We start from the raw sequence: 22281 nt of genomic DNA, 5'->3' as shown, positions 1-22281 counted from the left end.
TCTCCCCTTCCATTCATGGATCGTCCGCATCCGGTATTTCCGGTCTATCCTTTTACTGCACCCGCCAAGCCTTCCATATAGTAGCGCTGTGTGAACAGGAACAAAATAATGATCGGCAGTACCGAAATCATCGTGCCCGCTGCAATCCAGCCGAAGTTATAGGCAAATTGACCATTGAGATATGTGAGCGCAGCCGCCAGCGGGTATAGCTCTGTGTCGTTCAGAATAACGATAGGCCACAGGAAGCTATTCCAGAACGACATGGCCTCCAGCAAAGAAATCACGGCGAGCGCCGGCTTCACCAGCGGTAGCACCAGTTGCCACCAGATTCGGAATTCCGAAGCGCCGTCCATTTTGCCGGAATCACGTACATCGGTAGGAATATGGATAAACGTCTGCCGCATCAGAAAAATGTTGAACACGGAGACAGCTCCAGGCAGCACCACCCCCAAATACGTATTGCCCAGATGAAGCCCCTGAATGGTCAAGTAATGTACGATGAACGACGTATATGAAGGAATAATCATGGTGGAAATCAGTAGCGTAAACACCAGATTTTTACCCTTAAAACGAAATACAGCCAAAGGATATCCCGTCAGACTGGCGAGCAGCACATTGAAAATAACACCAAGCGCCGTAATGATCACCGTGTTCAGCATATACTTCGGAAAGTTCATAAACTGCCATACCTGAGCATAATTATCAAAATCAATAAAGGTCGGGAAAATGGCGGGCGGCGATGAGAAAATGTTACGGCCCGGCATAAGTGATACGCTGAGCAGCCATAGGAACGGTCCCATTAAAAAGAGAGCGAGCAGCACCAGTAGTACATAGATCACCGTCATCCTTACAACTCGCCCCAGTTTGCGAATGATGCGGCTATATTCGTTTTTGGGAAGGGCCGACTGTAGCATTTTGTCATCCTGTAAATTCATCAATAGGGATTGACACCGCCTTTCCTATTGAATCGAAATACGATAATACTGAGCACCGCAATAACTGCACCGACAATTAAGCCGAGCGCCGAAGCATAACCAAAGTTAAACTGCTCCATCCCCTTTTGGAAAATATACAAGCTGGAGGTCAGCGTGGCTGTTCCCGGCCCGCCCTTGGTCAGCACATACACTTCATCGAACACACGAATAGCCGCCATGAGCGATATGAGCGTACAAAATAGAATGTAGGGTCTTAATAACGGGAGTGTAATATGGACAATTAGCCGCCAGCGGCTTGCTCCATCTACTCTGGCGGCTTCGTATAGGTCTTGTGGAATGTTCTGCAAACCGGCCAGATAGAGCATCATATAATACCCGAGTCCCTTCCACATCGTGATGAACATGAGTACATACAAGGCCAAAGAACTGTCTGACAGCCAGTGAATGTCCTTACTGATTACGCCTGCCTGCATGAGCAAATAATTCACAACGCTGTTATTGCCAAGCAACCAGCTCCAAATTAAGGCCACTGCTACCATAGAAGTTACAACAGGAATGTAGTAGGTCGTACGAAATATTTTAATTCCTGGTATACGGCTGTTCACCAGCACGGCCATCAGGATAGAGAAAATTTGAAGAAAGGGAACAATGAGCACGTACACCAATGAGTTCCAGATCGAAATGAGAAAGTTGCGGTCCTTAAACGCTGTCTCGAAATTATCCAGACCGACATAATGGGTATCCGATATGACCGAGTAGTCCGTCAATGCGAGCGGAATGCTGTAAATAATAGGCCAAAATACAAAGACGGCAAGCAATAACAGTCCCGGCGTCATAAAGGCCCAGGCCGTAAAAGATTCCGACCTCAACCATTTGATCATGCTGCATCACCACCCGATTTTGATAAATGAACAGGAGAGCCTTCGTATGACTCCCCTGCTGAACCTATTGCTTTAAAATATCATTCACTTCCTGCTCCAAAGCAGTAAGCGTCTGCTTCGTGTCCGTTCCGTTCAATATAATATTTTGAAAAGCACGCGTAACAGCGCTGTTCACGTCCTTGGCATTAGGAACACCGACCATGTAGTCCGTCGCCTTATCCAAGCTTTGCGCGGATACCACTTTGGCTTGTGCTTCCAGCGATTGATCAGACTGTGTGAAGTACGGGTCTTTAATGGAATCCTTCGTGGAAGGTAGTGTATTAGCCGCTTTGGAAAAAGCCGTCTGGCTCTCCGCATTCGTCAGGAAAACAGCAAACTTCACCGCTTCATCCACATGTGCGGACTTGGTCGGTACGACCAGATCCATGGTGTTGGACAGCCGTACATCAGCTTTACCTGTAGGTACAGGAACAGCAATCGTGTTCTTGTATACGTCCGGCGCAGCCGTTTTGATAAAGTTGATAAACGTTGGGCCTGCCAGCTCGAAAGCAACCTGCTCTCCGGCATAATATTTCACTTGCTGTGAAAACTCAGCGTCCTCTTTGAGCACGACACCGTCTTCCATCTGTTTTTTGAGATTATCAATCATGGTGACCGCTTCCGGTGTATTGAACGCCGCTGCTGTCTTTTCTTTATTCAAAATCGGAATCCCGTCTATGGCAAAAAGCTTGGATACAAGCTGCTGCGCATAGCCTGCTTTACCGATTTTTCTATTGACCTGGCGGCCCCATTCAGACAGCTCCTCCCGCGTTTTGGGCGGATGGGCAGGGTCTAAACCGGCAGCCTTCACCAGCTTCGTATTCATGTAGAGCACTTCCGTACCGGTATACCAAGGTAGCGCATAAGCCTTACCGTTAATAACTGTAGAATTATAAATACCGTCGAAATAAGCAGCCTTTTCCTCCGGAGACAGATGCTCATTCATATCCACAACAGCACCTTTAGACCCCATTTGGCTGGCAAATTCCGTATTGAGATTCACCACATCCGGACTGCTGCCACTGGCGATACTCGTCAACAGCTTGTTGGTCACTGCGTCATAAGGGTAATCCTTCCAGTCGATTTTGACATTGGGATTCTTCTCCTCATAATCGGCAATCACCCGATTGAAATATGGGGTAAATGTAGGCTGTAGCGCGATGGTCCAAAATTGCAGTGTCACTTTTCCTCCGTTAACGTTTTCCGGCTTTGAGCCTCCGCCACCGCAGCTGCTCAGTAGCACAACCAGCGCGAGCATAGAAACAAGCAACCGTAACCTGCCTTTCGCTTTCTTCGTCACATGGTGACCCCCTTATTCTTAGTTGATTAAGGCAAATTATAGCAGAAATACCGTTGGAGAAGGAACGTTTTTTCAATAAAATAAATTTAGAAGGAATAATTTTTCTTTTATTCGATATAAAAAAAGACGCCTCTTTAACAGAGACGCCTGTTTCCTCATTGAACCTGCTGAAGGTTCAAGTCTATTTAATAATATGGGGCCATGAATACGTACACGAGCACCCCGGTTAAGCTGACATACAACCAGATTGGCATGGTCCAGCGTGCAATTTTACGGTGTTTCGCCACCTGCATCGTCCATCCCCATACAACCGTGAACAGGGCCAGTGGTACGATAATGGCAGCCAGTATGCTGTGTGAAATCAGCAACGTAAAGTAAATCGGCCGAATAATCCCCACCCCGCCAAATTTTGCAGTGTCCGGCGAAATATAGTGGAAGGTCAAATAGGAAAACAAAAATAAAACAGTGCTGGCGAAGGCCAGTAGAACAAATGTTTTATGCACTTTGACGTTCTTCTTGATAATGGCAACCAACGCCGCCACCAGGAAAATAAACGTGAAGCTGTTAAAAATCGCATTCAACCTCGGGAAAATGGTGATATCGAAGCTAACACTCCCCTGGTATCCAATTGGCGAAAAGAACAGCAGCAAAATAATCACGTTGGCTATGACGGAAACGGTGATAATCAAGGCTGTGAAATTACGATTGCTCGTTGGAGCGTACTGCTTGTCCTCACTCGCTTTATTCATAATGAGCGTCTCCTTCGTTTAAATTCAAACTTTTCGTTTTCTGTTGTGGTAATAACCATACTATATTATATAGAACCTGTGGACGGCCTGTGAAGTGACAACAGTATGAACAATTTCACAGCCGACAATTTAAAAATGTGCTTTAGCATCTTAGGATAACCATTTTCTTAACATACCAACGGTAAAATGTGGCCATTTCCGGGGCTTTGTACACGCAAAAAAACACCGGGAAGGCCTGAATACCTGTCCCGATGTTGTGTTACTTGTGCACTTGTAATACGAGCATTCCCCGCAGTTACTGCTGCCAGACGTCACTATATTCTTGATGACGCTTGAACAGGGCCAGTGCGTACGAGCATGCGGGAACGACTTTTTTATGTTGCTCCCTCGCCATCTGAACGACTTTGTCGATCAGCTCCTTGCCAATTTTTTGCCCCCGCAGCTTTTCGGATACAAATGTATGGTCAATGACCAAGGAATGGTCATCTATGGATTTATAGCCTACTTCCGCAACCACCTGTCCATTATCCACCATGACTACCGCATGGTCCTCCTTGCGAATTTGTCTCATGAAACCGAGCTCCTTTCTGCCGACGATTAGATATCCTTATCATTCCCCGATTTGAGGTCCAACGAAACATCTCATACATCAGGATTTTGCAAAATCCTCACATAAAAAGAAGCCAATCGTCGACACTATCCTTATCCCAAAAAAGGTGGGACGAGGTGTTGTATTTGCGTTCGGAAATGAAACCCGTTATCCCGTTTGAACCGGTGCAAAGTGAACAAATCCCTACGGAGGGCCTGTGGCGGTACGAAATAAAATGGGATGGAACGAGAATTTTGACATATCATAATCAGGGTCGCACGCGTCTGTTTAACCGGAAGCAGCATGAACGAACACTTTTATACCCGGAAATCGCTTCATTTTCCTCATACTTCCAGGCTGATTCAGTCATTCTGGACGGCGAAGTGATCGCACTGGGAGCCGATGGGAAGCCTTCGTTTCATGACATTATGCGCCGCGACCTGATTCGCCGAACAGATCGGATACAAGCGGCTTATGAAGCTGTGCCCGCTAAATATGTACAAATACATGAATTATTTTGTTAAGATATGGTATAGAATTGACGATAATGTCGAAATTGGAGATACAATTCGTATAACACTACTTTCTATCGTTATTTATACAAGAATGAATGCCTTCCCAACGTTTCCCCAAATGCATTTGAGACATATCAGAATCAATTCGGTGAGGAAGTTCATATCTCCTTATTCAAGAATGTAATTTTACCATCAACAGCAAACTCTCCTTTAGAGCACACCTTCCCTTCACACTATATCCCTTTGTTATTTGAAACAGCAATAATAGTGGCTAAACCCATTGCTTGTACTTCCAAATATTTGGAGGGCTTCGGGTTGGTGAAGTGGTCAATATCACAAGATTAGGTGTGAGATATCGATTAGATGGTGAAGTTGTTTTATCTATTTAGCCCCTATTTGAACTTGGACAGTACACCCCTTACTCCGATACAATAATATTGAGGCGGAGGGGAACGAAATGAAGAAGAAACAGTATGATCTAAATTTCAAGAAGATGGTGGTTGCCAAGGGGAAGGAAATCGGCAACATGACCGCTATAGCAAGACAACATGAGCTTGATCCAAAGATGGTATTGCGATGGGCCAGAGAATTAAATCGTAAGGATCTAGATACACTGGATGGTTCTAGTGTAAAGCAAGCGAAATTTGTACCGACTTCAGAAGATTATGCAGAGCTTGTGAAAGAGAATGAGAAACTTAAGAAGCTCTTTGCAGAGCAAGCCTTAGAGAGGGATATTCTCAAAGACCTACTAAAAAAAACGAACCCGCACTTGCGGATAAAATAGAAATCGCCCAGAAGTATATTACACGAGGGCATAGCATCAGCTTTGTACTGCGTGTGCTAGAGGTAGAACGTTCAACGTTTTATGCATACGTGAATAGGCCAGAGCAAGCCCAAGAAACAATCCACAGGGCCGGTCGTCCTGCACCTGGTTTATCTTATACACAAGATGGTGAGCCAATCAGTGATGAGCAGATTTGTGAATGGATCATGGAGTTCTTAGCAGGCGAAGGCGCGAACTACGGCTATTGTAAACTGACCGTGCTTTTACGCCGCCGCCATCAACTGAAAATTAACAAGAAGAAAGTTTACCGTCTATGCAAGCGGATGGATGTGCTTCGTCCACAGCGGAAACTCAAGATTAAGCATCCCAAGCGACTTGCCAACAATCGCGTCATAACGGCCTCTAATCAACTGTGGGAGACTGACATTAAGTATGGATGGGTCCAAGGCGAGCAACGGTTCTTCTTCCTTATGAGCATCTTAGATGTGTTTGATCGCGCCGTAGTTACTTATCACATTGGATTGACGTGCGAAGCGAAGCATCTCGTTCAGATCATGCAGGAAGCACTGATGAAACGTCAGCTCTTTGACAAGGCAGAAAAGCCTGTCATTCGTTCGGACAACGGTCCGCAATTTATTAGCAACCTGTTTGAGGAAGCTTGTAACGAGTTTGTCATGATTCACGAGCGCATCCCGCCAAAAACGCCGAATAAAAACGCGCATATCGAATCGTATCATTCGATCATAGAGGTGGAGTGCTATCAGCGGCAGGAGTTTGAAACATATCCACAGGCCTATGAAGTCGTAAGTCAGTTTATACAAGATTATAATCGTATCCGCATCCACGGCAGCATTTACGATTTGTCCCCGTATGAATATATGGAAGCGGTGAAACAAGGCACTGTGAAGCCAAAGCAGATTAAGGTTTAATCTTAAGCCGCTATAAGTAAAGAAAGGAGCAACACACATGAACGAGTACAGCCAACAACTACAAGACGGAATCGACGAGATGGAAGCAACCATCGAACGTCTGCGTGAAGAGATTCAACACCTTAAAGAGCAACGCGATGCCCTAGAGAAGGGCAATTTGGAACTTTATCGAAATCTAACCGAGCCTGACTTTTGATTACGGGTCTCCCCCGAAGTGTGGAGAAGAACGTCAATTCGGGCGAGAAACAAAGCAAATTAACGAAATTCTACATCTGATATCGAATAAGAGGTGTATTGTCCTGTCTAGCCTGTCCAAAGCGATGGCGAAACCAGGAGGGGCCACAATTGTCGCGAAGTCCGATTTCTGAGTTTCTCCGCCGCGCGGTGATTCGGCTGTGACCGTCTTTCCCCATCTCTCCTTAGGCATGTCCGAGTCATACTGAGCGAGAGCCTTTATAAACGGCCAGCTCGCTGAGATGATAGCGATTCCCATCACCAGGCCACGCATCATTTTCTCCTGAAGTCGGCAGGGCACAAATGCTGGCGCGAGCTATCTATGCAGAATCGGGGCGCTCTCGCTTGCTGTACGTTAGGTGAGGCTCCGTCACAACGCAATCCCGCGCCCTGTGTCGCGCGCGCCAATGTCCCGTCCGGGTCCGACAGCGGCTATGGGCGGGCTTCGCAAGTTTCCGACAGAAATGTAATCCAGTGTAACTGTTACGCAACAGTTGGCCTAGGCGACATGCTGAGCCGACTTTCGCCCCCGATGTGAAGGCGAGCATCCGGTGTCGGCCAGGAGCGGCCAATCGATCAAGTGCGGTAATGACCTTCGAGTGTCGGCTCCAGTCAGCTTTCCGCCGTCTGGTTCGAATCCCCGGGGCTTTCCTGGTAGGAAAGTATGCGTCGGCAAATCTGATTCAACACGTTGCCTTCTTGACACCGTTGCTAGGCCGATTTATCAGGATGGCGCTCGTAATAACGTGAAAGAGATGATCCCCCCGTGGCGCGAATCCGGGCTGGCCGACGAGCCAGCCGAGCCCCGACATCAGGGCGAACAGGTCGACCCCATCCATATCGGCGCGCGCCGTTCCCTCGGCCTGAGCGCGGAGCAGTAGTCGCGCGCCCGCTGACCGCACCGCTGAGCTTGAAGCGTGAAGCGCGGAGTCCGGGTCCGCGTGGGCGCTCGCCATCAAGGCGCAAACGCCGCTATAGCTATGAAAGAATGCCACCCCTTCGCGAAACCAGGACACCAGCGCTTCGTCAGGTGGCTTCGACGTTTCGAGTTCGGCTGCCTGCTGCGTCAGTGCGTCCACATTCATACGCAGCAACGCTTCGAACAAGGCTTCTCGCGTCGGGAAATGGCGAAGCAGTGTGGCCAACCCGACGTCGGCCCGGCGGGCGATATCTCGCATGGACGCGTCGGCACCATGCTCGGTGACGACGTCACGCGCGACTGCAAGTAGATGGCTGTAATTTTTTCTGGCGTCGGCTCGCATAAATCGCCTTGACAATGGCTGCTCGGTAATCTCGCCCAGTGGGCCGGCTTCGCCCGTGACAGCGCTCGCTCGGAAATATTTTCTAGAATCTGAGTACTGGCCGCTGTATTCTTCGTTAATGCGACCTAATAAAAAGTCTATAGAAACCCCAAAAAGAGTGGCAATCTTATCGATCGTTTCCTTCCTTGGTGTTCTGCCTTTTTTGTCAGACTCGTATCCAGCTATGGTAGATCTAGATATTTTCAATCGTTCTGCAGCTTGCTCCTGCGTCCATCCTCGCTCTTCACGAAGCATTTTAAATCTCTCGGCGAATGTAGCCACCTAAATCACCCCTATTAATATATTACATTATAAATGTTCCTTTTGGAAACATTCTATCAAATATTATCGCTAATGTTCCGAAAGGGAACTATAATCAAATTGGCTGTATGGCGTCAGCTCGCATAAATCTACTTGACAATGGATCACTGATCCATATATGATGAACCTGTATCTGAATCAGTGATCCACAAGATACAGCACATTTGTGCAAATGGGAACCGAGACACTGTCGGACATCACGAAAGGGGAAAGAAGTCATGGGAAAACTTGAAGGTAAGGTTGCAGTCATCACGGGTGGATCGAGCGGCATGGCGCTGGCGAGCGCCAAGCGGTTCGTTGAAGAAGGCGCCTATGTTTTCATCACGGGCCGGAGGCAGGAGGCGCTCGACGAGGCCGTCAAGCTGATTGGCCGGAACGTGACCGGCGTGCGCGGCGACTCGGCCAATCTCGACGACCTCGACCGCCTGTTCGATACAGTAAAGCGGGAAAAGGGCAAGATCGATGTCCTATTCGCGAGCGCTGGCACGGGCGAAGCCGGCCCACTGGGCGAGATTAGCGAGCAGCACTTCGATGCGACCTTCGGCCTGAATACGCGCGGAACGCTGTTTGCGGTCCAGAAGGCGTTGCCGCTGTTCAACGATGGCGGATCGATCATCATGACCGGGTCAGTTACTTCGGTGAAAGGTTTTCCTGGTTTCGGCGTGTATGCGGCGAGCAAGGCGGCGTTGCGCTCATTCGCACGCACTTGGCTCAACGAACTGAAGGGCAGGAATATCCGGGTGAACGTGCTGAGCCCGGGGCCGATCGCCACACCGATGCAGGACCAAGCTATCGACGAGGAGACGAAGCGGATGTTCGAATCCCTGATCCCGCGGGGAAAGATGGGCCGTCCTGAGGAAATTGCGACGGCCGCGCTGTTTCTTGCTTCAGACGATTCGAGCTTCGTGAATGGGGTGGATTTGTCTGTCGACGGCGGCTTATCGGCCATCTGAGATCACGCCGAAAAGCGTGTGGGGGGTCTGTCAACTTGACGAAGATGATCCGAGTTGTGTCGATAAGTATGGAATCCTGATTAATAAGCGGGATTTATTTCGGTGATTGTCCAGCGGGTATTGTCTCGCGTGGCGCATCGCGGGCAGCGGGCCGCCTAACGCGGGCAACGGTCCCGCACGCCCGGTTACCAATTAACATGGGTCCGTGGTTGATCAAAACGTCCCCTGAATGGAGAGTTAACATGAGCTATTCGATTATTGGCTTTGGCGCGGTAGGCCAAGCACTCGCCCGAGCATTTGCAAGAAAGAACATCGATGTGACCGTCGCCAGCCGGCGCCCTCCCGTGACGTTGATGCAGCAGGCACGAGCGATCGGCCCCACCGTTGTCCCTAGGACGCTGCAGGATGCAATCGCGTCCGACACGATCTTCCTGGCGGTTCCGTTTTGGGAACATCGCGAAGTCGCGAAGCAGATCACAACCTGGCAGGGCAAGACGATCATCGACGCGACAAATACGAATGCTCCCGTTGAAGACCTGGATGGTCAGCCGTCGTCCGCAGTTGTCGCCAAAGCGTTTACCGGCGCCAGGTTCGTAAAGGGCTTTAACCATCTGCCCGCTGCCGTTCTGGCCGCTGATCCGAGCGTGAATGGCGGCAGCCGCGTCGTGTTTTTGTCAAGCGACGACGAAAATGCGGTGGCGCCGGTCGCGGTTCTGGCCGAACAACTCGGTTTCGCGCCGATTGCGCTAGGACCGCTCAAGGATGGCGGCTCGCTCGTCCAGGCCAGGGGCAATACCTGGGCTGAACTGATCTTCCAGGATCTCGTCAAGTTCAAATAGCGGCGCGTCACAACAAAGTCACAGCCGCTACGCGCATAGCCAAACGCGTGCTGGTGATCTGACCGAGATTCAGTTAGTGCTTCTGCGCGGGTGCATCATGGCCGCTAGACTCGCCGGATACCACTCGAAATATGTATCATGTAATAATGCTTAACGATTGTTCGTTTAACATGAAGGACTATTCAATGACAATAGGTGCATAAAAAGGCGTTCCATTAAACCAATGTCATTAAGTTAAGGCGCAAGGCTAAAAATCAAGAAAAAGAGCAGGTTATCGAAAAGATAGCCCGCTCTTTTTTTGGTGTCTATTTAGCCCCTATTTGAACTTGGACAGTACACCCCTTACTCCGATTAATACCTATTCTATCCTTTGTATGACGTAAAACAGTAGACATGCCTTTCACCAAACAGCCTGTGTACAGCCAACGATAGATGGTTTTGAAGCAAACCATAGACTGTCCCTCCTGACGGAGCCGCGCTACGATCTGCTCGGGAGACCACGTAGCTCGAAGCTTTTCTTCGATAAGGGTCGATTGCAGCAGTGTCCATTTTCCAACAGGGATGCAAGACTTACGCCTTTGGATATAGCTTTCCTGAGATTCCTCGGCACAGTAAGGCTTCTTCGCATGGTTTCGACGAAGTTCCCGGCAAATAGTGGCATGATGCCTGCCTAATTCATTGGGTTGGAAGATCGCTCACGAATCTTTTAAAGAGGAACTGTCGCTGTTTGTTTGATTTCCCACCTTTAGAAACACACATTGCATTGTTCCTACATTGAATTACGTATCTATATAAGTTATTTTTTCACTTTACGTTTGGGTTCGTTAGGTCAAAGTTATGTTTTAGCATATCGTGAAGATCATCCTCCGGAAGGTTTCCATCTAAGATGATCGTATTCCAATGTTCTTTACTCATATGATATCCGGGCTTAACTTCTTCAAATGCGTTTCGAAGGAATTCAGATTGATCAGGATCACATTTCAAGTTAACGCAAAGATCTTCTCATTTCCTTTGTGGCGTATGGCTGTCCAACCGTCTCCAAAAGGATGATCCTCATATGAGGCTGGATAAGACAAACAGTATTCTACGATTTCTTCTAATTTCATTTTGATTTTCTCCTATTTATAAAGTTATTATTTTTGATTGTTGTTCTGCTTGTACCATGCTGCAATTTCTTCCATCCTTTGTTTAATTTTAGATTCAGATCCCTGTGTTGTCGGATGGTAATATTCACGTCCGATCAGGGAGTCTGGCATGGTCTGCATTCTTGTTAGCTTTTCTTCTGTGTCATGGGCATACTGATACCCTTTGCCATAATTTAGCTCTTTCATAAGCTTCGTTGGAGCGTTCCGAAGTTGCAAAGGAACAGGTTCACTCATGGAGTGTAAGGCGTCTTTTTTCGCATAGCGATAAGCCAAGTAAGCTGAATTCGATTTGGGAGCCAGGGTCAGATAAATAACGGCTTGTGTTAGATGAACATCACACTCAGGCATCCCTATAAATTGACATGCCTGGAATACCGAAACAGTGATTTCCAATGCCCTATTGTCTGCCAAACCCACGTCCTCACTTGCAAACCTAACTAGCCTACGAGCGATAAATAAAGGATCTTCACCTGATTCCAACATTCGAGACAACCAATAAATAGATGCATTCACATCGCTATTTCGCATGGATTTATGCAATGCTGAAATGATATTGTAGTGCTCTTCTCCATCTTTGTCATACAATAGTGATTTTCGATGAATAATTTGAAGCAGCCCTTCTTTGCTAATTTCAATAGCTTCACCTTGTTTCTCTCCATTTAGCACAGCCATTTCTAAGGTGTTTAATGCCACCCTGGCATCGCCATTTGAATATTCTGCGATAGCAGATAGTACGCCGTCTTCAAAACCGATCTTTTGATCTCCGTATCCTTTAGGATCCAAAATCGCTTTTTCTAACAACTCAACAATATCTTCACTGCTTAATTGATGAAGGACAAATACTTTGCTCCGAGATAGTAAGGCTGAGTTAACTTCAAACGATGGATTTTCGGTTGTCGCACCGATGAGAATAATGCTTCCTTTTTCCACATACGGAAGAAAAGCATCCTGTTGTGCTTTATTGAAGCGATGAATTTCATCGATGAATAGGAGGGTTTTCTCCCCTAATTGCCTGTTTCCCTCAGCCTCCTTCATTACATTTCGGATATCTTTAATACCGCTAGTTACAGCACTAAAATCAATAAACTTAGACTTGGTTTGATTGGCAATGATTTTAGCTAGCGTTGTTTTACCAACACCTGGAGGACCCCAAAATATCATAGAAGACACTTGATCATTCTTGATCATATCTTGCAGAACTTTTCCAGGGCCAAGTAAATGTTTTTGGCCTATAAAGTCTTCCAACGATTGAGGACGCACACGATTGGGCAATGGTCGATCATGTTCATTATCAAATAACGTTCCTTGTATCACAGTATCACTCCCTTTTATAGGATAAATATGTTTCCTAAAAACTCTAAATGGGTTAAACCAAGTCCTTTTAGAAACAAGCATATATAATTAAACGTTCTGCTTTCGGAATTCTACAGGCGTATAGCCAGTTTCCCGTTTGAAAAATTTACTAAAGTGAGTAGTTTCTTGAAAGTTAAGCATTTCTGCAATGTCGCTAATCAAGTAATCCGTATGCATTAGTAAACGCTTAGCCTCGAGAGTAATTCGAGCTGATATGAAAGCTTTAGCACTTATTCCAACAGTTGCGACTGTAACCCGTGTTAAAGTTTTTTCTGTGCAATTTAAAAGGGCAGCATAGTCACTAACATGATTTAATTTGGCATAATTCTTCTCTACTAATTCTTGAAATTTTAAAAATTTTTGCGAGAACTGAGAAGTAGTAGGGATATTTTTTTGTTTATGAATAATGTTGAGCCAAGTTATGAATGCATAAAGCTGATAGCGCAACAACATATGAACATCCTCTTTGGCTCCTTGAATTATAGAGTCTTGAATCATTTGCTCTATTAAAGTGATTGCTCGATGCAACTCTGTATTATTCAAAGTTAAACTATTAGGCGTTCTTTCGATATCCAACGTTAAATTCAGTTCATTCATCGTAAGTGAAGTAGGAAGAAGGAATTCTTCGCGGAATAGAATAACCCATCCGTCCCAATTTTCATCATGTCCAAAATTATGGACTTGTCCTGGTGTTACTGCTATCAGTATTCCTTCCTTACAAGGGATGGGTTCAAAATCGATCCATTGAGTACACGTTCCTTCGGTGACACAAATGAGCATATAAAATTCATAACGATAAGTGATTTGCATACTATCCTCTGGAGTTCGCTTTTTGAGAGAAGATACACTGAAAATCTCCAGATCGTATGGATGAGAAAACACGGGTTTATATTTAAGAGGCCTTATATTATTTTCCTGATTGAATGGATGAACGATTACACGAACCTCCTTTAAGAGTATTTGTTAAATCGAAATGTCCGTAAAGTGTCAATATTTTTCGCATTTTTGCCTTCATTGAACCTGTTAAATGACCTAAAATGATCATATCATAATATTGGGACAAAACAAAATCGGTAGTGTGTAGAAGTAACATCTAATCCTAATGTGAGATACATTAAAACCAATGATTAGTAGGGTTATAGGGTTATGGGATCTTAGTGGTATGTTCTTAACTTAATTAGTTGAATTAAAGTTACGTTAGTGTCGCAGCAAAGCAGCACATATTATCACTACATTAAATTTACTCGGAGTGATTGATCCGATAGCTCTTCAATTTAATTGAGTATCAGCACCCAAAATAAGGGAGGCTAACATGCAGGTTAATAGCATAACAGCAAAAAAAATCTTAACTGAAATGAAAGGAGATTCCACTGTTGGTTTCACACATTCATTAAATCCTTATAGTGGTTGTGCTTTTGGATGTAGGTATTGCTACGTTAGAGAAATGCCTACTCAAAGGTACAGTGATACTCCCTGGGGAGAATGGGTTAGCATCAAAACAAATGCAGCCGATAATTATCGGAATGAGGTGGTCAGTCTCCGCCGAAGAAATAAACCCATTAATCTTTTTATGTCTACTGCAACAGATCCCTATCAACCACTGGAACGGAAGACGGGGCTAACACGCTCTATTTTAGAGGAAATGGTCAAACATCCTCCAGATTTCCTTCAGATACAAACACGAAGTCCTCTTGTCGTAAGGGATCTTAATCTATTACTTGAACTAAATCAAAAATGTGAGGTCCTTGTCTCCATGACTATAGAAACAGATCGGGAAGATATGAAACGATTGTTCGTTCCCCATGCTCCGGGTATTAAGTTGCGCTTGAAGGCATTAAAAGAAGTGAATAACGTAGGCATCGCTACCCAAGCTTCCATTTCGCCGGTACTTCCATTCACACCCGATTTTCCTAAAACACTGGAGTCTATCGTTGATCGCATCTACATCGACACACTTAACATTGGAGATGGAACAAGGGGGAAACGTTCCGAGCGCTTAGGCATGCCATTTTTGTTTAAAGAGAACGAGTTGTCTGGATGGTATCAAATGGATATTCATCTTAGAGTGGAGAAGTATTTTAAAAAGTTTTTTCCGGAAGAAATGATATTCATTTCTTCCGATAAGGTTTATCCCTTAAAAGGAAAAGTATTTGAATAGGCGGGTCCTATCCTACTTTTAAGGTATAGGAAGATAAAGGAGAATGAACAGTTGAATTTTACAGCAATTGATTTTGAAACCGCAAACTTAAACCGATCGAGTGCATGCTCTCTGGGTTTAGTTCAAGTTAGAGATGGGATTGTAACTGGTGAATATGAATGGCTAATTGATCCACAACAGCCTTTTAATCGAATGAATATTGCCATCCATGGTATTACACCTTCTATGGTTGAGAAGCAACCTATATTTGGAGAACTATGGACAACCATTGAACCACTAGTATCTGGAGAAATTATTATTGCACATAATGCTGTTTTTGATATAAGCGTTCTGAGGTATTGTCTCGATGCCGCTGAAAAAAGCTATCCAGAGATACAATATCTATGTACGTACAGAATTGGGAAAAAGCTGCTACAAGAGCTATCCTCCCATAAATTAAACATCATCTCTAACCATTTCGGAATTCGTTTAAATCACCATAATGCGCTCGATGATGCCCGGGCATGTGCCCAAATTATGTTGAATTTAATGGAACAGCAAAAAGAATGTGATCCGCTGCTTTTTGCGAAATCCCTGGGATTTCAGGCGGGATCACTGTATTCAGGTGGGTATACGCCTTTCAGGAAACATAAAATCAATCAAAAATAGGAAAAAGACAAAACGGAATAGATTTAGAGGATTCAATTTGATTATCAATGCCTGCTGAATTAACGAGCATTGAGTTGTGTCTGTTACTGGCAGAGTTTCTTCGCCCAAAGCTGGAGTTTCGATTAGCGAAATTAACCCAAGCGCTAAAATGAATATCAAAATCAACTTTATCAAATGCAAGCACCTCGTATTTAGGATATTTTATTTTTCCCAAAATGAGGAGTTGAATACGGTTTTAATTGTACTAAACTATCCATTAGTTGAACAAAGTCATCCAATCATATTGATTGGCTGCCTCCTTGATTTTATTGAGCTATCGTTTCAGGCAACCCGTCCTTCAATCCCTTCAGGCACAAGCTTTTTGTCATCATCTTGAAAATAACGATCTTTGCTACCGATTTTCATAGCACTAATGGACCCCATTCCACGATAACTTTTATAGCTCCGTCCTTGATAGATTTCAAATTCGCCGGGCGTTTCTTCTGTTCCTGCCAGCATACTCCCTAGCATCACCGCGTCGAGCACCTGCGGCTATCGCTTTAGTGATTTCTCCAGAATATTTAATTCCACCATCTGCGATAACTGGTACATTATATTGCCGAGCAACGGTCGCGCAGTCGTAAATGGCAGTGATTTGTGGAACTCCAATTCCCGTAACAACTCGATTTGTACAGATCGGTCCTGGACCAAATCTTAGCTATCGTTTCCGATAGTTATCCCGATCTTACAGGCAGGTTGCCTACGTGTTACTCACCCGTCCGCCGCTATCCCCGGCACGCCGCCAGCGGTCCTGAGCCTCTAGGCGACAGCCGGCTTCTTCAATTCCTGGCTGCGTCAACTGGCCAACTATTTCCTTATCCCGGTGCTGGTGGTCATGGTCAATTTCCTGGTCATGAAGCTGTTCTCACGTGCTGCCGGCGGGGCCGCCGGCGCTGCTAAGTGAGTTGGATTGGTGCCGACCCCGTGCGCGCTTGGGGCAGCTCAGGTCCGTTCGATGCCCTCGAAGATACGCAGGACTTCGGCCGCATGGGCGGTGGGGTCGTATGATGGGTTGCCGATGCCACGTGAGGTGGGTTCCGTGGTCACGGAGTTCCAAAGCCGGTCGAGGTTGCCTGCAGCGAAGTCAAGGAGGGCGTCGCGGACAAAAGTATCCCGGATAGCTTGCTCGTCGCTATGTCGGGGGCGTTGCTGGCCGACGATGCCGTACATCTCCGTGCCGTGTACGGCTGGCGCACCCTCGACAGGGCCAACGGTGAGCAGGTGGGCGTTGCCGCCTGCGGCGGCGTGGGCGAGTGCAGCACGGACGGCGGGTAGGGTAAAGAAGTAGTCGGTGAAGAGCGCCCCGCGAACCTCGACCGGAGTGCGTCCGTTGACATCGTAGGCGGCGACGATGCGCCGGGCACGGCTTCGGGGGATCCGCGACTTCGTTACTAGCTCGTCGACGAGGTTGTCGATGCTGCCCGGGTCGAACTTCTCGGTCGCGTTGATGACCCACCAGTCCGCTTCATTCGTCGCTGTGCTAAAGAGAATGTCGACGTCGCGGTGACGTCCAGATTCGAGGACACGCAGCGGCGTGTCAGCGAGAACAGCCCCGGTCTGAGAGTGGTCGTTCACGATGCCAATAGTCGTGTTATCGATGCCGTGTCGGTCGCCGATGTCGCGCGGGCTGACCTTGATGAGCGTCTCGGCGAGGAGCTTCCCATCCAGGGTGAGCAGTTGTTCGAGATCGTCCGCGATGCCGAGTTCGTTCAAAAACGTGATCGCTAGTTCTTCGGCCCACCAGGCCGGAACGATCCGGGATGCGCCGCCGGAGAACGCAGCGAGGCGCTGGTAGAGGCCGTCGGCCGCCGGAGCAGCGAGGAGCCCGATCGTGGAGTATGCGCCGGCGCTGTGGCCGGTGACGGTGACGTTCTGAGGGTCGCCACCGAAGCGGGCGATGTTCTCCTGCACCCATTTGAGCGCGGTGATGATGTCCTGCAGGCCGAGGTTGGTGGCGTCCGCGAACGCGCCACCGTACTGGGAGAGCGAGAGCCAGCCGAACGGGCCGAGCCGGTAGTTCAGGGACACCCCGATGGCGCGGCCGGTCGCGGCGAGACCTGAGGCGTTCGAGGTGGTCTGGGTGTTCGCGCCGCGTTCGAAGCCGCCGCCGAAGATGTAGACGATCACGGGGAGCGGTTCGTCGCCAGCGTCTTCGGGTGCCCAGACGTTGAGGTTCAGGCAGTCCTCGCTGAATCCGTTGTCGGCCTCCAACCAGCTATGGTCGCCGGCTTGCAGCGGGGCGGCTCCCTTCTGGTCGTATGGCAGGGCCGGGTTGAACGGCAGCAAAATAGGTCGGCGGAAGCGTTCTGCGCTGGCGTAGGGGATGCCCAGCCAGGAGCGGATCGCTTTGGCAGCGGTATCGGTCATGTGTTCGGTCCTTCCGTTGAGGGTGTGGTCACGTTTCATTTGTATTGCTCCTTTCATAGGTGAGATGATATGATCATTTTAGGTCATTATTTATAATAACAAAAGGTGAAATCCAGACTACGACTGACATATTTCGGACATTTCGATCAACCCCAACGGTCATGGAGTGAAGGAGGATGCCGTGATGGTGCGCACGTCCAACAAGAGGGAAGATATCGAATGCCTCAGCTACCGACCTTTGAACAGCAAGATTACGAAAACTTTTTTAAGAAGCAAATCTATTTAATTGCTAAACTATTTACATATTTCATGGAACATCCTGCTACTTGAACTTCTAGCCTTCCCTCCCCATTCAATCTTTAAGAAGCTGATTACGGTTCTTCCTTAATCCAAGATACTGCCCCTCTTCATCCATCTGAACAATTGATACATCCGTTGTATTCAACTTATACATAAGCTTTATATTGTTACAACCAACGTTGTTATATCCTATCCTGCCCGTTCGGAGCGAAAGTTCTAACCAAATGTGTTAATGATCGTGGAAGAGAATTATGATTTGATGCATAAGTACGTGAACAGACTTACATCATTAAACTGGTCTTCGGAAGGACCTTTAAAATATATAAAGGCGTGAGTGGGTCATAATCTTTAGCAATAGATCTAATCGATCTAATGTTACCTTCTTCCTAACTTGAAATACAGAAGGACTATTTCACTGAAGTGGTAGTCCTTTATTTTATTACTTTTTAATATTTCTTTGAGATTCAATGGCTTTAGCCATAAAAATATAACAATGCTCACACTAAAATTTCTGGAAATGGAAAGGATGAAATTTAGGAATATAAGGGGGCGGGATAAGATATGGAACTAGAGCCAATCATTCCATTTGAACCAGCCAGGATGCAGAATCTTCCATCAGGAACCAACTGGGTAGCCCAAGTAAAATGGGATGGGGTAAGAATTTTACACTACTGTGATGGGAATGAATCTCGATTATTCAATCGAAAATTGAATGAACGTACGCTGCAGTATCCTGAATTACTTGACACTAACTCCTTCTGCAAAGCTGGTTCTGTCATTCTTGATGGAGAGGTCATTGCCTTTGACAACACTAAGCCTTCCTTTCATGAAGTTATGAAAAGGGATCGTTTGAAACAAGAACAAAGTATAAAGCATTCCTTAAACATAACCCCTGTAACCTATATGATTTTTGACATCTTGTTTTACAACGGTACCTGGGTTACTGATAAATCATTAGAGTTTAGACAACAACTGCTCGATCAAATTATCGTACCGAGAAATAATATACAAATTGTACAAAACTTCAGCGATGGAACAGCTCTTTTTAATCTTATGGGTCAATATCAAATGGAAGGTGTAGTCTATAAGGATATATCCAGTAAATACAGAATAAATGGTAAAGATGCTCGATGGAGAAAGCATAAAATTGTGAATGATCTTTTTGCTGTTGTAGGTGGAATAACGCGAAGTAACCATATTGTAAATTCACTTTTATTAGGTCTATATACCGATGAAGATGACTTTATCTATATCGGTAGTGCAGGTACAGGGAAATTAACACGACATGATTGGGCATTCCTCACTGAACAAACGAATAAAATTGTTTCAACAAAATGTCCATTCTCAAATGATCCTGAGAAATCCAAAGATGTTATCTGGGTAAAACCAGAGTTAACCGTGAAGGTTGAATATCTTGAGTTTACTTCCGGTGGAACTATGAGACATCCCAGTATTCAAACTATTATTGATGTTGATAAAAATGAATGCACAATAAATCAAATACTCAAGTAAGTTAGTGTACATAATTCACGCCTTAATGTACAACGCGTTATTTATGTACATGTATTTACTAATCCTCGTGCGGCTGATGCCGCACACCATTTCCGTGCGGCCTTTTGTCAATGAGCCGGATCGTCATCGGGATGCAATATGGTACAGCCTATGTATACCGCCAAGGTTCAATACAGTGAGTGGCGATGGCAGGAAGGGCGTACCCTTCGCCAGCCCTCTATACAGGCTTTTGTAAATCAGGACGTAGAGCAGTGCATCGGACCTTGGTGATGATAAGTTGTGCAGATAAATTTAAAAAAAGCAAAATAAAGTTTATATAAATCATTGCAACCAGTGGTTAATTAAATTACAGTTAACTAATTAACTACATCGAGGTGGATCGCATGTTCTTTTTCTTGGACTCCGAAATTCGTCAACTGGCCTATAATCTGTTCCCAGGTGGCAATAAACCAATTGGTGTTTTGGTCGAGCTATTTTCAATAACGTATGAAATTCGTAAAGGCATGGAGAAACGTTCACGTGAATTCGGGCTCTCCTATGGGCAATATATAGCGCTTTGTGTGCTTTCTGCGCAAAGAGACGAAATGTCATCTCCTTCTGCTTTGGCTGAGAAGATGGGTGTAAGCCGGGCAGCGATCAGTTCCATGGTCATTTCCCTTGAACAAGATGGATATATTAACAAATACGATGATCCGAATGACAAGCGAGGCATATTTGTATCGTTGAACGATAAAGGAAGAGGGAAAATCAATCAAATGGACCCTTTTTTTATTGGACTGGCCTCACGCCTGATGTCGGACTTTAGCGAATCGGAAATCTGCGAGTTTCAAACCTACCTGTCACGCGTACGGTCTGCATTTGAAGATGTGAAAGGTTCGCGTCTAACCGATCCCAGAGAGGGAGAAGAAAAATGGCACGAAGACTGAGACAAAAACTGCTCGTCAAGCTTGCTCGCATATCCGCTGGCAGAAATGGTGGAGGCGTCTGATTTCAAGCCATCTCATACTCTAAAGAGGTGGCTTCGCACAAGAACATATATGCTTAAGAAGTCGCCATAATGGCGGCTTTTTTGTTTTAACTAGGTGATTTGATGGAGGTACTTACCTTGACGAAAGTATCTATACTAAAAGTGCATACTTACAAATGAATAGCATGAATTCTATAATCAGAGTTAAATCGTACTAAGGAGGACAATTCTTTGAAAACTCTAGTAATCGTAACACACCCCAGCCTGGAAACCTCCGTTATTAACAAGCGGTGGGTGGAAGAGCTTAAACAATATCCAGAAAAGTACACTGTACATGAATTGCATGAGGTTTACCCTGACGGAAACATTGATGCAGACAAAGAACAGCAACTCATTGAAGCTCATGGCAATCTTGTTTTGCAGTTTCCGATCTATTGGTTTAATTGCCCACCTCTCCTCAAAAAGTGGCTCGACGATGTGTTGGCTTATGGTTGGGCGTATGGCTCCAATGGAGGTAATAAATTAAAGAATCGCAAAGTGGCTCTAGCTGTATCTGCCGGAGTTAGAAAAGAAGATTATAGTGAAGAGGGAAGATATCGTTATACCCTTGAACATCTGTTAGCACCTTTTGAAACAACCTTCCTATACTGCAATGCAGATTATCGTTCGTACTTTGCATTTTATGGTACGGAAAAAAAGCCTGGCGAAAATGAACCAGGTAAAGAAAATGAGCCGATTGCCAATAAATTGGAGAACAGCGTACAGGATTATTTGAACTTTGTTGACAACCTTTAATCATCGGATCGCTTTGAAAAACAATAAAAGAAGTATTTCCTTGTTTAGGAACTACTTCTTCTCATATTAAGTCAGATACCTCTGTCTACTGCTGTATAGTCTCCAAAGTTGGCATGTTTTTCTCTCCCCACTGGCACATCATATCTAACAATGGAATGAGAGAAAGACCCCGTTCAGTTAATGAATATTCCACTTTGGGAGGGATTTGAGGAAATTCTTTACGAAGAATGAGACCTTCTGCTTCAAGCTCCTTCAACATGACGCTCAGTGTTTTGAAGGAGATGCCGCCTATACTTCGCTTGAGCTGGTTAAACCGCATAACCTTATTTTCAGACAGCCAATACATGATGATCATTTTATATTTGCCATCTACCAATGACAACGTATATCCAAAACCGGTGTTTTTTAGTTCAACTCCAGTAGGAACGCAGGTTTCTCCCACAGTTACACTCTCCTTAAGATAAGTATAGGTTGAAAAAGTACTTACAGTACAATAGATCATTATGCTGTTTTATTTAAAGGATGTAAATGTAGACTGTAAAAGGATACAGAAGAATTGAAGAAATAAAAAAGAAGCCCCTGCTTCCGCTACTTTAATGTAGCTGGATTCAGGAGGCTTCTTTTCGGA

General features: G+C 45.7%; 23 protein-coding genes and 3 pseudogenes. 13 read left to right on the top strand and 13 right to left on the bottom strand.

Going from position 1 to position 22281, the window contains the following annotated elements; all coding sequences use genetic code 11:
* Positions 1 to 44: 44 nt before the first annotated feature.
* From HPL003_RS09360 to HPL003_RS09340, 5 genes are all read right to left on the bottom strand, one after another.
* On the bottom strand, positions 45 to 935 hold the full coding sequence (locus HPL003_RS09360) for a carbohydrate ABC transporter permease (RefSeq protein WP_014279393.1): 891 nt from the start codon (positions 933 to 935) through the stop codon (positions 45 to 47).
* Positions 935 to 1816 carry a carbohydrate ABC transporter permease gene (locus HPL003_RS09355; protein WP_014279392.1) on the bottom strand — a complete coding sequence of 294 codons (882 nt, stop codon included), beginning with the start codon at positions 1814 to 1816 and terminating at the stop codon, positions 935 to 937. The genes HPL003_RS09360 and HPL003_RS09355 overlap by 1 nt, the downstream gene beginning before the upstream one ends.
* Before the next feature lie 64 nt (positions 1817 to 1880).
* A complete protein-coding gene (locus HPL003_RS09350; RefSeq protein WP_014279391.1) occupies positions 1881 to 3155 on the bottom strand; it encodes an ABC transporter substrate-binding protein in 1275 nt (424 codons plus the stop codon).
* Between the two features lie 185 nt (positions 3156 to 3340).
* Complete coding sequence (locus HPL003_RS09345) at positions 3341 to 3904, bottom strand: DUF420 domain-containing protein (protein WP_014279390.1); 564 nt, start codon at positions 3902 to 3904, stop codon at positions 3341 to 3343.
* Positions 3905 to 4199: 295 nt separating this feature from the next.
* The gene (locus HPL003_RS09340) at positions 4200 to 4475 is read right to left on the bottom strand and encodes a GNAT family N-acetyltransferase (RefSeq protein WP_014279389.1); all 276 of its coding nucleotides are present in this window, start codon (positions 4473 to 4475) and stop codon (positions 4200 to 4202) included.
* Positions 4476 to 4630: 155 nt separating this feature from the next.
* On the opposite strand from HPL003_RS09340, the gene HPL003_RS09335 reads away from it, so the two are divergent.
* From HPL003_RS09335 to HPL003_RS28430, 4 genes are all read left to right on the top strand, one after another.
* Positions 4631 to 5017 carry an ATP-dependent DNA ligase gene (locus HPL003_RS09335; protein WP_238533462.1) on the top strand — a complete coding sequence of 129 codons (387 nt, stop codon included), beginning with the start codon at positions 4631 to 4633 and terminating at the stop codon, positions 5015 to 5017.
* A gap of 448 nt (positions 5018 to 5465) precedes the next feature.
* Entirely contained in the window at positions 5466 to 5792 is a 327-nt protein-coding gene (locus HPL003_RS09330; RefSeq protein WP_014279387.1) for a transposase, read from the top strand.
* Between the two features lie 53 nt (positions 5793 to 5845).
* Positions 5846 to 6721, top strand: a complete 876-nt coding sequence (locus HPL003_RS09325; protein WP_158308731.1) for an IS3 family transposase — start codon at positions 5846 to 5848, stop codon at positions 6719 to 6721.
* Between the two features lie 37 nt (positions 6722 to 6758).
* Entirely contained in the window at positions 6759 to 6917 is a 159-nt protein-coding gene (locus HPL003_RS28430; RefSeq protein ID WP_014279385.1) for a hypothetical protein, read from the top strand.
* A 721-nt stretch (positions 6918 to 7638) separates the two neighbouring features.
* Here HPL003_RS28430 and HPL003_RS29395 read toward each other — a convergent pair.
* Complete coding sequence (locus HPL003_RS29395; protein WP_014279383.1) at positions 7639 to 8538, bottom strand: SbtR family transcriptional regulator; 900 nt, start codon at positions 8536 to 8538, stop codon at positions 7639 to 7641.
* Between the two features lie 257 nt (positions 8539 to 8795).
* Here HPL003_RS29395 and HPL003_RS09305 point away from each other — a divergent pair, with 257 nt between their 5' ends.
* Both HPL003_RS09305 and HPL003_RS09300 read left to right on the top strand, forming a co-directional pair.
* Positions 8796 to 9530, top strand: a complete 735-nt coding sequence (locus tag HPL003_RS09305) for an SDR family NAD(P)-dependent oxidoreductase (protein WP_014279382.1) — start codon at positions 8796 to 8798, stop codon at positions 9528 to 9530.
* Between the two features lie 242 nt (positions 9531 to 9772).
* Positions 9773 to 10369, top strand: a complete 597-nt coding sequence (locus tag HPL003_RS09300; protein ID WP_014279381.1) for an NADPH-dependent F420 reductase — start codon at positions 9773 to 9775, stop codon at positions 10367 to 10369.
* 362 nt (positions 10370 to 10731) lie between these two features.
* Here the strand turns inward: HPL003_RS09300 and HPL003_RS30450 are convergent.
* From HPL003_RS30450 to HPL003_RS09285, 4 genes and pseudogenes are all read right to left on the bottom strand, one after another.
* A pseudogene (locus HPL003_RS30450) lies at positions 10732 to 11046 on the bottom strand (transposase); the annotation flags it as partial.
* Positions 11047 to 11173: 127 nt separating this feature from the next.
* Positions 11174 to 11475 (bottom strand): annotated as a pseudogene (locus HPL003_RS09295) (MmcQ/YjbR family DNA-binding protein).
* 27 nt (positions 11476 to 11502) lie between these two features.
* Positions 11503 to 12828: a replication-associated recombination protein A gene (locus tag HPL003_RS09290; RefSeq protein ID WP_014279379.1), complete on the bottom strand. Its 1326-nt coding sequence runs from the start codon at positions 12826 to 12828 to the stop codon at positions 11503 to 11505.
* Between the two features lie 87 nt (positions 12829 to 12915).
* Positions 12916 to 13677, bottom strand: coding sequence for an AraC family transcriptional regulator (locus HPL003_RS09285; RefSeq protein WP_014279378.1), 762 nt, complete (start codon positions 13675 to 13677; stop codon positions 12916 to 12918).
* A 502-nt stretch (positions 13678 to 14179) separates the two neighbouring features.
* Here HPL003_RS09285 and HPL003_RS09280 point away from each other — a divergent pair.
* Both HPL003_RS09280 and HPL003_RS09275 read left to right on the top strand, forming a co-directional pair.
* Complete coding sequence (locus tag HPL003_RS09280; RefSeq protein ID WP_014279377.1) at positions 14180 to 15025, top strand: SPL family radical SAM protein; 846 nt, start codon at positions 14180 to 14182, stop codon at positions 15023 to 15025.
* A gap of 51 nt (positions 15026 to 15076) precedes the next feature.
* Positions 15077 to 15673 carry a 3'-5' exonuclease gene (locus HPL003_RS09275; RefSeq protein ID WP_014279376.1) on the top strand — a complete coding sequence of 199 codons (597 nt, stop codon included), beginning with the start codon at positions 15077 to 15079 and terminating at the stop codon, positions 15671 to 15673.
* A 330-nt stretch (positions 15674 to 16003) separates the two neighbouring features.
* Here the strand turns inward: HPL003_RS09275 and HPL003_RS27440 are convergent.
* A pseudogene (locus HPL003_RS27440) lies at positions 16004 to 16361 on the bottom strand (IMP dehydrogenase); the annotation flags it as partial.
* 174 nt (positions 16362 to 16535) lie between these two features.
* On the opposite strand from HPL003_RS27440, the gene HPL003_RS30445 reads away from it, so the two are divergent.
* On the top strand, positions 16536 to 16616 hold the full coding sequence (locus HPL003_RS30445) for a hypothetical protein (RefSeq protein ID WP_420795081.1): 81 nt from the start codon (positions 16536 to 16538) through the stop codon (positions 16614 to 16616).
* Between the two features lie 38 nt (positions 16617 to 16654).
* Here the strand turns inward: HPL003_RS30445 and HPL003_RS09265 are convergent, their stop codons facing one another.
* Entirely contained in the window at positions 16655 to 18118 is a 1464-nt protein-coding gene (locus tag HPL003_RS09265) for a carboxylesterase family protein (RefSeq protein WP_014279374.1), read from the bottom strand.
* Between the two features lie 822 nt (positions 18119 to 18940).
* Here HPL003_RS09265 and HPL003_RS09260 point away from each other — a divergent pair.
* The 4 genes from HPL003_RS09260 (at position 18941) to HPL003_RS09250 (ending at position 21653) form a co-directional block, all read left to right on the top strand.
* On the top strand, positions 18941 to 19891 hold the full coding sequence (locus tag HPL003_RS09260; RefSeq protein WP_014279372.1) for an ATP-dependent DNA ligase: 951 nt from the start codon (positions 18941 to 18943) through the stop codon (positions 19889 to 19891).
* Between the two features lie 138 nt (positions 19892 to 20029).
* Positions 20030 to 20161 carry a hypothetical protein gene (locus HPL003_RS30170; protein WP_274378190.1) on the top strand — a complete coding sequence of 44 codons (132 nt, stop codon included), beginning with the start codon at positions 20030 to 20032 and terminating at the stop codon, positions 20159 to 20161.
* Positions 20162 to 20274: 113 nt separating this feature from the next.
* Complete coding sequence (locus tag HPL003_RS09255) at positions 20275 to 20817, top strand: MarR family winged helix-turn-helix transcriptional regulator (RefSeq protein WP_014279371.1); 543 nt, start codon at positions 20275 to 20277, stop codon at positions 20815 to 20817.
* Between the two features lie 272 nt (positions 20818 to 21089).
* The gene (locus HPL003_RS09250) at positions 21090 to 21653 is read left to right on the top strand and encodes an NAD(P)H-dependent oxidoreductase (protein ID WP_014279370.1); all 564 of its coding nucleotides are present in this window, start codon (positions 21090 to 21092) and stop codon (positions 21651 to 21653) included.
* A gap of 85 nt (positions 21654 to 21738) precedes the next feature.
* Here HPL003_RS09250 and HPL003_RS09245 read toward each other — a convergent pair whose 3' ends face one another.
* Positions 21739 to 22095: a winged helix-turn-helix transcriptional regulator gene (locus HPL003_RS09245; RefSeq protein ID WP_014279369.1), complete on the bottom strand. Its 357-nt coding sequence runs from the start codon at positions 22093 to 22095 to the stop codon at positions 21739 to 21741.
* Positions 22096 to 22281: the final 186 nt, after the last annotated feature.

The organism is Paenibacillus terrae HPL-003 (assembly GCF_000235585.1).
In the GTDB taxonomy this organism is placed as follows: Bacteria; Bacillota; Bacilli; order Paenibacillales; family Paenibacillaceae; genus Paenibacillus; species Paenibacillus terrae_B.
Note: the sequence above shows the minus strand (reverse complement) of the source record. Positions and strands in the feature narration are given on the sequence as shown.

Bases quoted from the DNA above. Each gene is read 5' to 3' on its own strand.
- HPL003_RS09280 (WP_014279377.1), top strand. From the start codon at position 14,180: ATGCAGGTTAATAGCATAACAGCAAAAAAAATCTTAACTGAAATGAAA.
- HPL003_RS09265 (WP_014279374.1), bottom strand. From the start codon at position 18,118: ATGAAACGTGACCACACCCTCAACGGAAGGACCGAACACATGACCGAT.
- HPL003_RS09330 (WP_014279387.1), top strand. From the start codon at position 5,466: ATGAAGAAGAAACAGTATGATCTAAATTTCAAGAAGATGGTGGTTGCC.
- HPL003_RS09360 (WP_014279393.1), bottom strand. From the start codon at position 935: ATGAATTTACAGGATGACAAAATGCTACAGTCGGCCCTTCCCAAAAAC.
- HPL003_RS28430 (WP_014279385.1), top strand. From the start codon at position 6,759: ATGAACGAGTACAGCCAACAACTACAAGACGGAATCGACGAGATGGAA.
- HPL003_RS09355 (WP_014279392.1), bottom strand. From the start codon at position 1,816: ATGATCAAATGGTTGAGGTCGGAATCTTTTACGGCCTGGGCCTTTATG.
- HPL003_RS09285 (WP_014279378.1), bottom strand. From the start codon at position 13,677: ATGCAAATCACTTATCGTTATGAATTTTATATGCTCATTTGTGTCACC.
- HPL003_RS09255 (WP_014279371.1), top strand. From the start codon at position 20,275: ATGTTCTTTTTCTTGGACTCCGAAATTCGTCAACTGGCCTATAATCTG.
- HPL003_RS09345 (WP_014279390.1), bottom strand. From the start codon at position 3,904: ATGAATAAAGCGAGTGAGGACAAGCAGTACGCTCCAACGAGCAATCGT.
- HPL003_RS09340 (WP_014279389.1), bottom strand. From the start codon at position 4,475: ATGAGACAAATTCGCAAGGAGGACCATGCGGTAGTCATGGTGGATAAT.
- HPL003_RS09260 (WP_014279372.1), top strand. From the start codon at position 18,941: ATGGAACTAGAGCCAATCATTCCATTTGAACCAGCCAGGATGCAGAAT.
- HPL003_RS09300 (WP_014279381.1), top strand. From the start codon at position 9,773: ATGAGCTATTCGATTATTGGCTTTGGCGCGGTAGGCCAAGCACTCGCC.
- HPL003_RS09305 (WP_014279382.1), top strand. From the start codon at position 8,796: ATGGGAAAACTTGAAGGTAAGGTTGCAGTCATCACGGGTGGATCGAGC.
- HPL003_RS30170 (WP_274378190.1), top strand. From the start codon at position 20,030: ATGGTACAGCCTATGTATACCGCCAAGGTTCAATACAGTGAGTGGCGA.